The organism is Streptomyces sp. NPDC087270, assembly GCF_044744625.1.
In the GTDB taxonomy this organism is placed as follows: Bacteria; Actinomycetota; Actinomycetes; order Streptomycetales; family Streptomycetaceae; genus Actinacidiphila.
This window is the reverse complement of record NZ_JBIUYR010000007.1, coordinates 100,793-115,747: the sequence shown is the minus strand read 5'-3', so window position 1 is coordinate 115,747 and position 14,955 is coordinate 100,793. Positions and strand designations below refer to the sequence as shown.

The window sequence follows — 14,955 nt, the reverse complement described above, 5'->3', positions numbered from 1 at the left end:
GTCAGCTCCTCTCGTACGCGTCCACGACCTCGTCCGTGGGTCCGTCCATGAGGAGTTCGCCCTTCTCGATCCACAACACCCGGTCGCAGGTGTCGCGGATGGACTTGTTGTTGTGCGACACGAGGAAGACGGTGCCGGCCTCCTCGCGCAGTTCCCGGATACGTTCCTCCGAGCGCTTCTGGAACGCGCGGTCGCCGGTGGCCAGTGCCTCGTCGATCATCAGCACGTCGTGGTTCTTCGCGGCGGCGATCGAGAAGCGCAGCCGGGCCGCCATGCCGGAGGAGTACGTGCGCATCGGCAGCGTGATGAAGTCGCCCTTGTCGTTGATGCCGGAGAAGTCGACGATCTGCTGGTAGCGGGCCTGGACCTCCTCCTGGGTCATGCCCATCGCCAGCCCGCCGAGGACCACGTTGGTGCCCCCGGTCAGGTCGTTCATCAGCGCGGCGTTCACCCCCAGCAGCGACGGCTGTCCCTCGGTGTAGACCCGGCCGCGCTCGGCCGGCAGCAGTCCGGCGATCGCCTTGAGCAGCGTGGACTTGCCGGAGCCGTTCGACCCGATGATGCCGATGGCCTCGCCCCGGTACGCGGTGAACGACACGCCGCGCACCGCGTGCACCAGGTGGATGTTGGGCGAGCCGCGCCGCAGCACCATACGGGCCAGCGCCGTGGCCGCGTTGCTGTGGCCCGATCCCGCGGTGTGGATGCGGTACACCACGTGCAAATCGTCCACCACGACCGTCGGAACGAGCGGAAGCACCGGCCCCCCGCGTTCCCTGGCGCCCTCGGCCGGCCCATCGGCCTCCGCCTCCGCCCCCTCCTCAGCCGCCAACCGCGTCGGCGCGGCCTCATCCATCTCCGCCCGCGCCTCTTCGGACTCCGCCCGCTCCAACTCCTCCATCCGCTCGATCCGTGCCATCCGCTCCACCTCGTCGGGTGACTCGGCGCCGCGTCCGCCGCCCGGACGCTCCGGCTGCTCCGGGCGACCGCCCCCACGCCCAGCGCCCTCATCCGCCACGTTTCCACTCCTCCGTGAGCCGCCATTCACCACCTTCGCGCATTTCGCCCTCTTACGTACCCCCGCGCTCCCCGGCTCCACCCCTCGCCCTCAAACGCTCACGCCCCACTCCGCGCCCGACAACGACGAGCAACCACCACAGGCAGCCGGAATGGCCGCACCGACCCAGGGGCGTGAGGGCACCTCCCAGGCGAAGCTCTGGGGAGAGAACTGCGCGAACGACAACCCACCGGCAGGTGGTCCCGGGACGGACAGGACGGGGGCACCCGGGGGGTGGGGTTAGCTGTAGTACGAAAGCGGGATGCTGACTTCATGTTGCCGGGCCCCCGCAATCCGTAGCGTCGAACTCGACGGGAAAACGGATGGCGAGGAGAGGTCGGAACCATGCGCGGCAACGGGGTCGGGTCGAAAACAGCCAGCTCGCAGGGCACAGGAGGAACCACCCGGGAGGCACTGCGCCTCTCATCGGTGACGAAGGTCTACGAAGGCGCGGGTCACCCCGTCACCGCTCTGGACGGCGTCTCGCTCACCCTGGCAAGCGGCACCTTCACCTCGGTGATGGGCCCCTCGGGCTCCGGCAAGAGCACCCTGCTCCAGTGCGCGGCCGGCCTGGACCGGCCGACCGAGGGCCGGGTCCTGGTGGCCGGCGACGAACTGCCCGGCGGCGGCGAGGCGGAACTGACCAGGTTCCGCAGGTCCCGGATAGGCTTCGTGTTCCAGCACTACAACCTGATCCCGTACCTGACAGTGGCGCAGAACGTGACGCTGCCGCAGCGGCTGGCGGGTCGGCGGGCGCGCCGCGGCGAAGTGGCGGCGGTCCTCGCGCGGCTGAGCATCGCCGACCTCGCCGACCGGCAGCCCGCCGAACTGTCCGGCGGCCAGCAGCAGCGCGTCGCGATCGCCCGGGCCCTGGTCAGCCGCCCGGCGGTGCTCTTCGCCGACGAGCCGACCGGCGCCCTGGACACCGCGAGCGGGCGGCAGGTGCTGGCGCTGCTGCGGGAGAGCGTCCAGCAGTTCGGGCAGACCGTGGTCATGGTCACCCACGACCCGGTCGCCGCGTCGTACGCGGACCGGGTGCTCTTCCTCGCCGACGGCGCGCTGGTGGACGAGCTGCCGAACCCGGACGCGGACGAGGTGGCCCGGCGGATGGCGCACCTGGACGCGCGGGCCGCGACGGCCGCCGCCGCCCGGACCACCGGTGCCCCTCCCCACTCCGCGGCCGCGGGGGCCCGCGTGACCGGCCTCGCCCCGAAGGCGGTGGCGTGATGGCGACCGGACTGGCGCGTGCCTCCGTCCGGCACCGGCGCGGCGGCTTCCTGGCGGGCTTCCTCTCCGTCTTCCTCGGCGCGGCGATCCTGATGGCGTTCGCCTCGATGCTCGACACCGCGGGCGGCCCGGGCGTGCACGGCACCGACCGGACCACACTGACGATCATGGCGATGGTGGTCGGCGGCTGGGGCGCGATCGTGGTGGCCTCCGCCGTAGGCACCACCCTGGCGGTCGCCTCCCGGCAGCGCGCCGCCGAACTGGCGCTGCTGCGCAGCCTGGGCGCTACGCCCGGACAGGCGGTGCGGCTGGTGGTGGGCGAGGTGGCACTGGTCGGCGCGGCCGGCGCGCTGCTCGCGATCCCGTTCGGCTACGGCGGCGGATACGGACTGCTGCGCATACTCCAGGACACCGACCAGGTGCACCACGGCATCGGCTACCGCTTCGGCACGGCCGCGCTCGCGGTCGGTGCCGGCGGCTGCCTGCTGGCGGCACTGGCCGCGGCCTGGATCACCGCGCGCCGCACGGCCCACCGCCGGGTGCGGGACGCCCAGCTCGACGCCGCCGGCGGCGGGCACCGCACCAGCCGGTTCCGCCTGGTCGCCGGAGTGGTGCTGGTCCTGGCCGGTGCGAACTGCGCGGTGCTGACCGCGACCGTGGTCGACGGCAAGCAGCTCCAGAGCCAGTCCGTCGCGGGCGAGGGCGCGATCCTCTCCTCGATCGGCTTCGCGCTGCTGGCACCGGTGATCCTGCGCGCGGCGGTCGCCGTGCTCGGGCCGCTGCTGGAAACCCTGGGCGCCGGCGGACAGCTCGGCGTGCTGGGGGTGCGCCGTCGGCTCCAGCGGGCAGCGACCCCGATGATGCCGATCGTGGTGTGCACGGCGATCTCCGTCGGCACCCTCTACATGCAGGCGATCTGGAACTCCGCGCACCCGGTGATGAACGCCGACGACAAGAGCACCGCGACCCTCAACTACGTGGTGGTCGGCATGCTCGCGGTGTTCGCCGCCGTGATGCTGGTGAACCTGATCGTGGCCGATACCAGCGCACGGCACCGGGAGTTCGCACAGCTGCGGCTGACCGGCGCGACACCGCGGCAGATCCTCCGGCTGGTCGGCGCGGAGACCGTGCTGACGCTGGTCACCGGGGTGCTGTTCGGCTCGCTCGCCGCGCTGCTGTCGATCGTGCCCTACAGTCTGGCCGTGACCGACAAGGCAGTGCCCGACACCTCACCGGGGATCTACGTCGCCGTGGTGGCCGGTGTCGCCGTTCTGACGCTCGCCGCCGGGCTGGGCTCCGCCCGCCGTACCACCCGCGTCCCGGCCACCGCCGTGCTGCGGGGAGCGGTGGCGTCGTGACCACCGACCCCGGTGCGCTCCGGGCGGGCGAGCGGCGGCGCCGGCCCGGCTGGGGTGCGCTGCTGTGGTGGCAGGCGGCGGCCTCCGTGCCCCTCGGACTCGCCCCCACCATCGTGTGGATGGCGGGCCCGTCGCACTACTTCTGGCCGCGCTGGGTGTGGTTCGGCCTGGGGCTGAACCTCGTGACGCAGTGCGCGCTGCGGTGGGCGCTGGACCGGCCGCCGGGCCGCAGCCGGGCGTTCACGGTCCAGGCCGCGCTGAGCGCCGTGTACATCGCGCTCGACGTCACCGTGTGGGCGCTGTCCGGTCGCGGATTCTTCTGGCCCGTGTTCACCATCCCGGTGGTGACGCTGGCACTGCTCGCGCACGCCTGGTGGTTGCCGCTGGCCCGGGAGCGGGAGCGGGAACTGACCGAGCGGGTCGCCGCGCTGCGCCGTACCCGCAGCGGCGTGCTGGACGTGCAGGCGGCCGAACTCAAGCGGATCGAGCGGGACCTGCACGACGGGGCGCAGGCCCGGATGGTGTCGCTGGCGATGAACCTGGGGTTGGCCGGCGAGTTGCTGTCGCGCGACCCGGACGCCGTGGCCGAACTCCTCGTCGAGGCGCGCGGCACCACCCTGACCGCGCTGGAGGAGTTGCGCACCGTCATGGAGGGCATCCAGCCCCCGGTCCTCGCCGACCGGGGCCTGGTCGGCGCGGTCGAGGCGGTCGCACTCGACCTGGCACTGCCGGTGGAGGTCACCGCCGACGTACCCGGGCGGCTCGAAGCGCCGGTCGAGTCGGCGGTCTACTTCGCGATCACCGAATGCCTGGCCAACGTCGTCAAGCACAGCCGGGCCGCCGGCGCGTGGGTCCGCCTCGACCACCGCGCCGATACCCTGTCGGTCGTCGTCGGTGACGACGGGGTCGGCGGCGCCGCACCCGGCGCCGGTACGGGGCTGAGCGGGGTGGCCCGCCGGCTGGAAGTCTTCGACGGCACCGTCACAGTGGACAGCCCGCCCGGTGGCCCGACCCGGGTGGCGATGGAGGTACCTTGCGCGTTGTCATCGCCGAAGACCTCGCCCTCCTCCGGGACGGCCTGACCCGGCTGCTGGGCGCCCACGGCTTCGAGATCGCCGGAGCCGTAGGCGATCCCGAGGCACTGGCGGAGGTCCTGGCCCGCGAGAAGGTCGACGTCGCGATCGTCGACGTCCGGATGCCGCCGAGCTTCACCAACGAGGGGCTGGTCGCGGCGCTGGAGGCGCGTGAACGGCGCCCCGGCCTGCCGGTGGTCGTGCTGAGCCAGTACGTCGAGCAGCTCTACGCCCGCGAGTTGCTGCGGTCCGGCGAGGGCGCCATCGGCTACCTCCTCAAGGACCGGGTGGGCAACGTCCCGGACTTCGTGGAGACCGTACGGCAAGTGGCCGGCGGAGCGACGGTGCTCGACCCCAAGGTGGTGGCCGCGATGGTCACCCGCCTCGGCGGCCACGAACCCCTCACCCGGCTCACCCCCCGCGAACGCGAGGTGCTTTCCCTCATGGCGCAGGGCCGTTCCAACGCCGGGATCGGCTCCGCCCTCGTCATCACCGAGAACGCCGTCAGCAAGCACATCAACAACATCTTCACGAAGCTGGATCTGCCGACAGCCCCCGACGACAACCGCCGAGTCCTGGCGGTCCTCCAATACCTCCGCGACCCAGGGCGCCCCTGACCCCCCGGGTTCCCCGCTCCGGCCCCGGGGCCACCCGCCAGTAGTGGGTTGCTCGCTCCGTTCCCCCCGGCGAAGCCAGTGGAAGCCCACCCACGCGCCCTGGAGTTGCGTGGCTCCTCCCCGAAAGGAGGGCCACCTACCAAGGGGCGCGGGGAACTGCGCGCTCAGCAGACCACCACCCGCAGCCGGGAACGCACCGCGCCCCAACGGCGCACAGCCGAAGGGGCGCGTGGGGGTACCACCCAGGCGAAACTCGGGGGGAGGACGGAGCGAGCAACCCGCCACCGGCGGAAGCCGGGATCAGACCGGGACCGTCGCGGCGGGGGGCCGCGAAGCCCCCACCGGCGGGTGGTCCCGGGACCCCACAGGACGGGGGCACCCGGGAGGGTCCCGCTAGCTCCGCAGCACCGCGTCGGTGCGCTCTGCCGCGCGGGCGACCGCCGCATCGCGGGCGGCGGACGCCTCCTCCGCGGTGAGCGTCCGATCGTGCGCACGGAAGCGCAGCGCATACGCCAGGGACTTGCGCCCCTCCCCGATCTGCGACCCGGTGAAGACGTCGAAGAGCCGCAGGGACTCAAGGAGTTCACCGGCACCTTCACGCAGCGCCGTCTCGACCTCGGCGGCGGGCACGTCGGCCGCGACGACGAGCGCGACGTCCTGCGTGGCGACGGGGAACGTGGACACCCGAGGCCCCGCCGGGCGTTTCCCGGCCCCGGCGAACTCGATCAGGTCGAGGTCGACCTCCATCGCCGAGGTGCGCTCGGGCACACCGAGCGCCTTGGTGACGCGCGGGTGGAGTTCACCGCCGTGCCCGATGAGCAGCTCCGTGCCGTCGGGGGCGACGGCGTAGAAGGCGGCGCACCGGCCGGGGTGGTAGGGCGCGTGGTGGTCCTGACGCAGGATCAGCTCGACCCCGGCCTCGCGGGCGACCGTACGGGCCGCCTCGATCGCGTCGGCCCAGCCGGCCGGGTGCCCCGGGCCCCACCAGCCGGCGGGCTCGCGGGCCCCGGCCAGCACGACGGCGGCGTGCCGCGGCTGGTCCGGCAGCGCGGCCTCCAGCGCGGCGATCTCCTCCGCGGTGGGCCGGCGGTCGACCGGCGGCCGCGGCGGGCTGCCGGCGCCGTCCTTGGGGTGGAAGACCAGGCCGGTCTCGAAGAGCGCGAGGTCGTGGGTGCCGCGCCCGTCGTTGCGGCGCAGCGCCCCGAGCAGCCCGGGCAGCAGGGTGGTGCGCAGCGCCGGCTCGTTGTCGTACAGCGGGTTGGCGAGGCGGACGGTGCGGCGGCGCGGGTCGTCCTCGTCGAGGCCGAGCGCGTCGAAGACCTCGGCGCCGAGGAAGGGGTAGGTCGGCGCTTCCACGTACCCGATGCCGGCCAGCGCGCGGCCGATCCGGCGGCGCAGCAGCTGGGAGTCGGTCAGGCCGCGCTGCGAGGGCACCTTGGGCAGGGTGGAGGGCAGGTTCTCGTAGCCCTCCAGCCGGATGACCTCTTCCGCGAGGTCGTTGGGGAAGGCGAGGTCGGGCCGCCAGCTCGGCACGCTGACGACCAGGTCGTCCGAGCCGGTGACGTGGCAGCCGACCTGCTGGAGGCGGCGCACCACGGTCTCGCGGCCGTACGCGGTGCCGGCCACCCGGTCCGGGTGGTCGGCGGGCATCGCGACGGTGCGCGGCTCGGCGGGCACCGCGACGTCGGTGACGCCGGGCTCCGCGGCGCCGCCGGCGAGCAGCACCAGCAGGTCCACCGCGCGCTGCGCGGCGGCGGCGGTGGCCTGCGGGTCGGTGCCGCGCTCGAAGCGGCGGGCCGCCTCGGAGCTCAGCTTGTGCCGGCGGGCGGTGCGGGCGATCGACACCGGGTCGAAGTGCGCGGCCTCGATGACGATCTCGCTGGTGCCGGAGTCGACCCCGGAGTCGGCGATCTCGGTGTGCGCGCCACCCATCACGCCGGCCAGGCCGATCGGCCCGGTCTCGTCGGTGATCACCAGATCCTCGGCGTCCAGCACCCGCTCGACGCCGTCGAGGGTGGTCAGCTTCTCGCCGGCCTCGGCGCGGCGCACCCCGATCGGGCCGGTCAGCCGGGTCCGGTCGTAGGCGTGCAGCGGCTGCCCGACCTCGAACATCACGTAGTTGGTGATGTCCACGGCGAGCGAGATCGGCCGCATGCCGACCTTCTGCAGCCGGCGCTGGAGCCAGATCGGCGAGCGGGCCTCGTGGTTGACGCCGGTGACGGTGCGGGCGGTGAAGCGGTCGCAGCCGGCCGGGTCGGAGACCTGCACCGGGTAGCCGCCCTCCTTGGGCCCGGGCACGTCGATCAGCGCGGGGTCGCTCAGCGGCAGCCCGAACGCGGTCGCGGCCTCGCGGGCCACGCCGCGCAGCGACAGGCAGTAGCCGCGGTCGGGGGTGACGGCGATGTCCAGGACGTCGTCGACGAGTTCGAGCAGGCCGATCGCGTCGGTGCCGACCTCGTGCTCGGGCGGGAGGACCACGATGCCGTCGTGGTCGTCGCCCATGCCGAGCTCGCGGGCCGAGCAGATCATGCCGTGCGAGGTCTTGCCGTACGTCTTGCGGGCGGAGATCCGGAAGTCGCCGGGCAGCACCCCGCCGGGCAGGATCACCACGACCTTGTCGCCGACCGCGAAGTTCCGCGCGCCGCAGACGATCTCCTGCGGCTCGCCGGACCCGTTGGCCTTGCCGACGTCCACGGTGCAGAACCGGATCGGCTTCTTGAAGCCCTCCAGTTCCTCGATGGTCAGCACCTGGCCGACGATCAGCGGCCCTTGCAGCCCGGCGCCCACGTGCTCGACGGTCTCGACCTCAAGACCGGCGGAAATGAGCTTGGCCTGGACGTCGCGGCCGGTGGTGCCGGCCGGCAGGTCGACGTACTCCCGCAGCCAAGAAAGCGGGACCCGCATCAGATCTCCATCCCGAACGGAAGGGTGAAACGCACGTCACCCTCGACGATGTCTCGCATGTCCTCGACGTTGTGGCGGAACATCATCATCCGCTCGATGCCGAAGCCGAACGCGAAGCCGCTGTACTTCTGGGGGTCGACACCGCAGGCGATGAGCACCTTGGGGTTGACCATGCCGCAGCCGCCCAGCTCGATCCAGCCCTCGGAGGAGCAGGTGCGGCAGGGGCGGTCGGGGTTGCCGACGGACGCGCCGCGGCAGACGTAGCAGAGCATGTCCATCTCGGCGGACGGCTCGGTGAACGGGAAGAAGTTCGGCCGCAGCCGGGTCGTCATCCCCTCGCCGAAGAGCGCGACCACCATGTGGTCCAGCGTGCCCTTGAGGTCCGCCATGGTCAGGCCCTCGTCCACGGCCAGCAGCTCGACCTGGGCGAACACCGGGGTGTGGGTGGCGTCCAGCTCGTCGGAGCGGTAGACCCGGCCGGGCGCGATCACGTACACGGGCAGCTCGCGCGCCAGCAGGGCGCGGATCTGCACCGGTGAGGTGTGCGTGCGCAGCACCATCCCGGACGGCTGGGCGCCGTCGGGGCCGGCCACGAAGAAGGTGTCCTGGGCGTCGCGGGCCGGGTGGTCCGGCGGGAAGTTCAGCGCGTCGAAGTTGAGCCATTCGGACTCGACCTCGGGGCCCTCGGCGACCTCGTAGCCCATGGCGACGAAGATGTCCTCGATGCGGTCGCCCAGGGTGGTCAGCGGGTGGCGGGCGCCCGCCGGGACCCGGCCGTAGGGCAGCGTGACATCGACCGCCTCCTCGACCAGCACCCGCGCGTCGCGCTCGGCTTCCAGCTCGGTCTGGCGGGCGGCGAGCGCCTTGTTCACCTGGCCGCGGGCCTGGCCGACCCGCTTGCCCGCCTCGGCCTTGGCCTGCGGAGGCAGCGCGCCGATCTCGCGGTTGGCCAGCGCGAGCGGCGAACCGCCGCCGGCGTGCGCGGTCTTGACGTGGGTGAGCGCGTCCAGATCGGCGGCGGCCGCGATCGCGGCGAGCGCGTCGTCGCGCATCCGCTCGATCTGCTCCGGCTGCAACGCCTCGACCTCGACTGGGTCGTACGACTTGTTCGGTGCCGACATCTCTTCCCGTTCCGAATTCGGATGCTCTTGGCGGTGACCCCGAGGCGGTGCCTCCGGGGGAGGATCTGCCCGACCGGACCCATGCCAAAGGCCGAGTCTATCGGCCATGGCGGTTCCGCTCGGCTACCGGCGGTGGCGCCCGTCGGGACGGCTGCTCCGCGGTCCGCCCGGGCCGGTGGACTCACCGGTGCGGCTAGGACAGGTACGCGGGGGCCCCGACGGGCAGGATAAATCGGAACTCGGCGCCGCCGCCGGGCGCGCGCCCGACGCTGATGGTGCCGCCGTGCGCCTCGACGATGCCCTTGACGATGTACAGCCCCAGGCCGGTGCCGCCGCGCTTGCTCCCCCGCCAGAAGCGGGTGAAGACGCGGCCCATCGACTCCTCGGGGATGCCGGGCCCTTCGTCGCTCACGGTGACTGCCGTGCCCTCCGTCGTACGGTCGTCGCCGCCGATGCCGGCGGCGCGGGTCACCTCGATGGTGACAGTCCCGTCGCCGTGCCGCACCGCGTTTTCCAGCAGGTTGCCGAGGATCTGGTCGATCTTGTCCGGGTCGGCCCACAGCGCCGGCAGCGGCCCGGGCACCCGCACCGCGAACCGCTCGGCGCTCTGCCCGGCCGCGACGTGCGCCTCGACGTGGTGCCGGACGGCCGCGGCGATGTCCACCGGCTGGCGGCGCACCTCCAGCCGGCCGGAGTCGATCCGGGAGATGTCGAGGAGTTCGGCGATCAACCGGGTGACCCGGTTGGCGTCGGCGTCCACGGTCTCCAGCATCAGCTTCTTCTGGTCCTCGGTGAACCGCTCCCACTTCGCCAGCAGCGTGGCGGTGAAGCCCTTGACCGAGGTGAGCGGGGAGCGCAGTTCGTGGGCGACGGTCGCGATCAGCTCGGCGTGCGAGCGCTCGGTACGGCGCCGCGCCTCGGTGCCGCGCAGCGTGACCACCAGCCGCCGCACCGGCCCGCGCGGCCGCTGCCGGACGTACCGCGCCGAGACCAGCACCTCGCGTCCGCCGGGCAGCAGCAGGTTCCGCTCGGGCTGCGCGACACGGATGGCGAGTCCCCCGTACGGGTCGGTGAGCTGCCACCAGCGGCGCCCGTCCAGGTCCTCCAGCGGGAGCGCCTGCTCCATCGGGCGGCCGAGCGCGTCGGCGGGGCGCAGCGCGGTGATCCGGGCGGCAGCGGCGTTGAAGCAGATCACCCGGCCGTGTTCGTCGGCGACCACCAGGCCGTCGGGCAGGTCGTCGGGGTCGATGCCCAGCTGGTACGGGTCGGTGGCCGATCCGGCCGCAGGTACCGCGGGCGGCTCCTGACCGGGCGCGGGTACGGCGGCGGCCCATCCCGCCGGCACACCGCGCATGCCGTTCTGCGGCATTACGTCCAACCCCGCCACCCCCCTCTCAGGGCCCCCGGGCGGCCACCCTACTAGCTTCAAGTGACGCTGCGGCACCCCGCGGGCGAGCGCTGCGCCCGGGCGGAGGCGTACAGGCACACCGCGGCGGCCGTCGCGAGGTTCAGGCTCTCGGCCCGGCCGTGGATCGGCACCCGCACCACCGCGTCGGTGAGCGCCCTGGTCTCCTCGGGAAGTCCCCACGCCTCGTTGCCGAACACCCAGGCGGTCGGGCCGAGCATCCGGCCCTCGTCGAGTTCCGCGTCCAGGTCGTGCTCCCCCGCGCCGTCGGCGGCCAGCACCCGGACGCCCTGGGCCCGCAGGCGAGCGACGGCGGTCTCCACCGGCACGCCCACCGCGACCGGCAGGTGGAAGAGGCTGCCGGCGGAGGCGCGTACCGCCTTGGGGTTGTACAGGTCCACGGAGGCGTCGGTGAGCACCACGGCGTCCGCGCCGGCCGCGTCGGCGCAGCGCAGCACCGTGCCGGCGTTGCCGGGGTCGCGGACGTGCGCCAGGACCGCGACCAGCCGCGGCCGCGCGGCCAGCACCTGCTCGAACGGCGTGTCCAGGAACCGGCAGACCCCGATCAGCCCTTGCGGGGTGACGGTGTCCGACATCTCCGCGATCACCTGCGGTGTCGCTCGCAGCAGGGACGCGCCTGCCGCGCGGGCGGCCGCGACCAGTTCGGCGTGCCGCTCCTCCGCCTCCGGCGTGACGTACAGCTCGACGAGCGTCCGCCCTTCCGGGCCACCCTGGTGTGCGACGGCTTCGCGTACCGCCTGCGGGCCCTCCGCCAGGAACCGGCGCTCCTTCGCCCGGAACGACCGCTTGGCCAGCTTCCGCGCGGCGGTCACCCGCGCCGAGCGCAACGAGGTCAGATCCGCGGGTGGGCTGGTCACGGGCTTGGCTTTCTCTTCGTGGTGCAGTCGTCGTGCGGTCGTCGTGCGGGGGTTCGGCCCTGCGCCGTGGAGGGCCGTGTTCGCTGCCGGGTGCCGACCGGTGAGCGGTCCCTGAACCGACAGAACGGGGCACCCCAGAGGAACCGGGGCACCCCGTCAAGCACCGTCACACCGGCTGAGCCCAGCGCAGCGTCACGCGGCCTTCGGCGCGTTGACGTCGGAGGGCAGCGCCTTCTGGGCGACCTCGACGAGCGCGGCGAACGCGGGCGCGTCGGTGACGGCCAGCTCCGCGAGGATCTTGCGGTCCACCTCGACGTTGGCGGCCTTCAGACCCTGGATGAAGCGGTTGTAGGTGATGCCGTTCGCACGGGCCGCGGCGTTGATCCGCTGAATCCAGAGCTGGCGGAAGTCGCCCTTGCGCTTCTTGCGGTCGTTGTAGTTGTAGACCAGGGAGTGGGTGACCTGCTCCTTGGCCTTGCGGTACAGGCGCGAACGCTGACCGCGGTAGCCGCTGGCCTGCTCAAGAATCGCCCGGCGCTTCTTCTGGGCGTTGACTGCCCGCTTGACGCGTGCCACTTGATAACTCCTTCTAGGGGACCGCGGTACCTGGTCACGCGGTCCGAAAGCGATGGGGGTCCCGGATCGGACCGCGCGCCCCGCTCGGGGGCGCGCTGGTCACTTGCCGAGAAGCTTCTTGATCTTCTTGGCGTCGGCCGGGGCCACCTCGACGGTGCCGCTCAGGGCGCGCGTCTTGCTGGACGGCTTGTGCTCCAGGTAGTGGCGAACGCCGGCGCGCTCACGGACCACCTTGCCGGAACCGGTGATCTTGAAGCGCTTGCTCGCACCACTGTGGGTCTTGTTCTTCGGCATGGCGCCGTGGTCTCCTCGTCGCTGGCCCTCCCGGGCGCCCGGTCAAGGGCGTACGGGGAGCGTCAGTCCTGCTATTACCACCCGAAGCCGCCCGCTTCCTGCGGGCGGTGCTTGCGGGGTACTACTCGAGCCGCGGTGTCAGCCGGCGTCGGCCGGAGCCTCGACCTGCTCCTCCGCCTCGGCGATCTCGCCGTCGTCACCGTCGTGGCCGGCGTCGCCCTGGCGCTCCGCCTTGCGGGCTGCCTGGGCCTCGCGGGCCTCGGCCATGGCCTCGGTCTTCTTCTTGTGCGGACCGAGGACCATGATCATGTTGCGGCCGTCCTGCTTCGGGTTCGACTCGATGAACCCGAGGTCCTGGACGTCCTCCGCGAGCCGCTGGAGCAGGCGGTAGCCCAGCTCCGGGCGGGACTGCTCACGGCCACGGAACATGATCGTGATCTTGACCTTGTCGCCCTGCTTGAGGAACCGGACGACGTGACCCTTCTTGGTGTCATAGTCGTGCGGGTCGATCTTCGGCCGGAGCTTCATCTCCTTGATGACCGTGTGCGCCTGGTTCTTGCGCGCCTCACGGGCCTTCATGGCCGACTCGTACTTGAACTTCCCGTAGTCCATGAGCTTGCACACGGGCGGACGGGCGTTCGCCGCGACCTCGACCAGGTCGAGGTCGTACTCCTGCGCAAGCTCCAGTGCCTTGGCAAGCGGCACGATGCCTACCTGCTCGCCACTGGGACCGACAAGTCGCACCTCGGGAACGCGAATCCGGTCGTTGATGCGGGGCTCGGCGCTGATGGGGCCTCCTCGGTTGCACGACGCGACTGACTGGCCGACAGCCGCGCTTTGGGTCGTCTTCTGCTACTACCCTGTGCGTCGGTCCCGAACGTCAAAAACGCCCCGTACGGCACACAGGCGGGCTCCTCACAACCGGGAGCACCGCCGCGTTATTCCGCGGGGCGCATCGGACGGCGGGAGCCGGGCGCGCGACACGCCGACCGAAGCCGTCTGACCGGGGACCCGTCGGCCGACGGGCCGAACAGGTGGGAGATCGGAGCCTCCACTTGGTGGCCGGACACGATGATGTCCGACCGGTCGTTCACCAAGCATAGCAGCGCGGACCCCAAGGCAGTAATCGGCCGGACGGGGCATATCGTGGCGGCCATGAGCGACGCACCGGCCCCCACTGACGCCTCGGCCCCCGCCGCGGCACCCGACTTCGACGACCTGACCCGCGACATCGCGGACGTCCCGGCGGTGGAGGTGATCACCACGGTAGCGGTCCACCTGATGAGCGCCGCCGCGGTGAACCTGGGGCTGGCCGAGGAGGGCGAGCAGCACAAGGACCTCGACGAGGCCCGCAAGCTCATCCAGGCGCTCGCCGGGCTGGTCAGCGCCAGCGCCACCGAGATCAGCTCCTTCCACGCCGCCCCGCTGCGGGACGGGCTGAAGTCGCTCCAGCTCGCCTTCCGCGAGGCGTCGGTGGTACCCGACGAGCCCGGCCAGGGCCCGGGCGAGAAGTTCACCGGACCGGTCTACGGCTGACCGCCGCCCTCCTACGCCGCCCCGCCCTCCTGGGTGCGGGCGGCGCTCTCCGCCTCGACGGCGGCGGCGCGGGCGGCCTTCGCGGCGGCCATCGCCGGGTGGGTGGTCTGGTGCACGAGCGCGGCGATCACAGCGCCGACCAGCGGGGCGACCAGGAAGAGCCAGACCTGGGTGAGCGCGGGGCTGCCGGCGAACAGCGCCGGGGCGAGGCTGCGGGCCGGGTTGACGCCGGTACCGGTGAGCGGGATGCCGACCAGGTGGATCACCGCCAGCGCGATACCGATCGGCAGGCCGTCGAAGCCGACCACGGCGATCTTGTGCGTCACCGCGAGCACCACGAAGACCAGCAGGAAGGTCAGGATCACCTCGGCGACGAACGCGCCGAAGATGTTGATGCCGACCGCCGAGCGCGTGCCGTAGCCGTTGGTGCCGAACGCGCCGTACCGCCTGAAGCCGGGCACCTGCTCGGCGACCAGCAGCAGGAGCGCGGCGCCCACGATCGCGCCGACGAACTGGGCGACCCAGTACTCGACCGCCCGGCGCAGCTCGATCCGACCGGCCAGCAGCATGCCGAGCGTGACCGCCGGGTTGACGTGGCTGCCGGAGATGGGCCCGATCGCGTAGGCGATGGCCAGCAGCACGAAACCGAAGGCCAGCGCGATGCCGAGGGTGCCGATGTACGAGCCGGACAGCACCGCGGCGCCGACCGCGAAGAAGACGAGCGCGAGCGTGCCCACGAATTCGCAGATGACAGCGCGGGTGTCGGTGGGGCGGTAGTTCATCACGTCCGCGGCGGTGAAGGTTGGCCGATCCATCGCGCCTCCTCGAAATGATCAGTTCCTGCCTCTGCATTGTCGGCACAACGGGTGAATCACACATCTCGGGGCATATGCGGCGCCTGTCCGGCGTGGG

General features: G+C 72.5%; 14 protein-coding genes. 5 read left to right on the top strand and 9 right to left on the bottom strand.

The genetic code is table 11. The annotated features are described in order from the left end of the window. Position 1 precedes the first annotated feature (1 nt). Positions 2-853 (bottom strand): ABC transporter ATP-binding protein, encoded by an 852-nt coding sequence (locus ACIPAE_RS16105; RefSeq protein WP_329374432.1) that lies wholly within the window; start codon positions 851-853, stop codon positions 2-4. A gap of 546 nt (positions 854-1,399) precedes the next feature. On the opposite strand from ACIPAE_RS16105, the gene ACIPAE_RS16100 reads away from it, so the two are divergent. The 4 genes from ACIPAE_RS16100 to ACIPAE_RS16085 are packed head-to-tail and all read left to right on the top strand — an operon-like array spanning position 1,400 to position 5,329. Beyond that, positions 1,400-2,281 (top strand): ABC transporter ATP-binding protein, encoded by an 882-nt coding sequence (locus tag ACIPAE_RS16100; RefSeq protein WP_402445611.1) that lies wholly within the window; start codon positions 1,400-1,402, stop codon positions 2,279-2,281. Next, positions 2,281-3,639 carry an FtsX-like permease family protein gene (locus ACIPAE_RS16095; RefSeq protein ID WP_402445609.1) on the top strand — a complete coding sequence of 453 codons (1,359 nt, stop codon included), beginning with the start codon at positions 2,281-2,283 and terminating at the stop codon, positions 3,637-3,639. Before ACIPAE_RS16100 ends, ACIPAE_RS16095 begins: the two co-directional genes overlap by 1 nt. Beyond that, positions 3,636-4,721, top strand: coding sequence for a histidine kinase (locus ACIPAE_RS16090; protein ID WP_366412214.1), 1,086 nt, complete (start codon positions 3,636-3,638; stop codon positions 4,719-4,721). Before ACIPAE_RS16095 ends, ACIPAE_RS16090 begins: the two co-directional genes overlap by 4 nt. Beyond that, positions 4,673-5,329, top strand: a complete 657-nt coding sequence (locus ACIPAE_RS16085) for a response regulator transcription factor (protein WP_329371349.1) — start codon at positions 4,673-4,675, stop codon at positions 5,327-5,329. The genes ACIPAE_RS16090 and ACIPAE_RS16085 overlap by 49 nt, the downstream gene beginning before the upstream one ends. Before the next feature lie 393 nt (positions 5,330-5,722). Here ACIPAE_RS16085 and pheT read toward each other — a convergent pair whose 3' ends face one another. The 7 genes from pheT to infC all read right to left on the bottom strand — a co-directional run bounded on the left by pheT (position 5,723) and on the right by infC (position 13,296). Beyond that, positions 5,723-8,233, bottom strand: a complete 2,511-nt coding sequence (pheT, locus tag ACIPAE_RS16080; protein WP_402445607.1) for a phenylalanine--tRNA ligase subunit beta — start codon at positions 8,231-8,233, stop codon at positions 5,723-5,725. Continuing rightward, a complete protein-coding gene (pheS, locus tag ACIPAE_RS16075; RefSeq protein ID WP_329371345.1) occupies positions 8,233-9,354 on the bottom strand; it encodes a phenylalanine--tRNA ligase subunit alpha in 1,122 nt (373 codons plus the stop codon). The genes pheT and pheS overlap by 1 nt, the downstream gene beginning before the upstream one ends. Positions 9,355-9,547: 193 nt before the next feature. Continuing rightward, on the bottom strand, positions 9,548-10,723 hold the full coding sequence (locus ACIPAE_RS16070; protein ID WP_402445922.1) for an ATP-binding protein: 1,176 nt from the start codon (positions 10,721-10,723) through the stop codon (positions 9,548-9,550). Between the two features lie 56 nt (positions 10,724-10,779). Then, positions 10,780-11,637, bottom strand: a complete 858-nt coding sequence (locus ACIPAE_RS16065) for an RNA methyltransferase (protein ID WP_366412212.1) — start codon at positions 11,635-11,637, stop codon at positions 10,780-10,782. Between the two features lie 192 nt (positions 11,638-11,829). Further along, a complete protein-coding gene (gene rplT / locus ACIPAE_RS16060; RefSeq protein WP_103886373.1) occupies positions 11,830-12,213 on the bottom strand; it encodes a 50S ribosomal protein L20 in 384 nt (127 codons plus the stop codon). Between the two features lie 99 nt (positions 12,214-12,312). After that, positions 12,313-12,507 carry a 50S ribosomal protein L35 gene (rpmI, locus tag ACIPAE_RS16055; RefSeq protein WP_328461867.1) on the bottom strand — a complete coding sequence of 65 codons (195 nt, stop codon included), beginning with the start codon at positions 12,505-12,507 and terminating at the stop codon, positions 12,313-12,315. 138 nt (positions 12,508-12,645) lie between these two features. Continuing rightward, positions 12,646-13,296, bottom strand: a complete 651-nt coding sequence (gene infC / locus ACIPAE_RS16050; RefSeq protein ID WP_328473869.1) for a translation initiation factor IF-3 — start codon at positions 13,294-13,296, stop codon at positions 12,646-12,648. A 366-nt stretch (positions 13,297-13,662) separates the two neighbouring features. Between infC and ACIPAE_RS16045 the strand changes: the two genes are divergently transcribed. Beyond that, the gene (locus ACIPAE_RS16045) at positions 13,663-14,043 is read left to right on the top strand and encodes a DUF1844 domain-containing protein (RefSeq protein WP_329371337.1); all 381 of its coding nucleotides are present in this window, start codon (positions 13,663-13,665) and stop codon (positions 14,041-14,043) included. An 11-nt stretch (positions 14,044-14,054) separates the two neighbouring features. Here ACIPAE_RS16045 and ACIPAE_RS16040 read toward each other — a convergent pair whose 3' ends face one another. Continuing rightward, a complete protein-coding gene (locus ACIPAE_RS16040) occupies positions 14,055-14,858 on the bottom strand; it encodes an MIP family channel protein (RefSeq protein WP_402445602.1) in 804 nt (267 codons plus the stop codon). Positions 14,859-14,955: the final 97 nt, after the last annotated feature.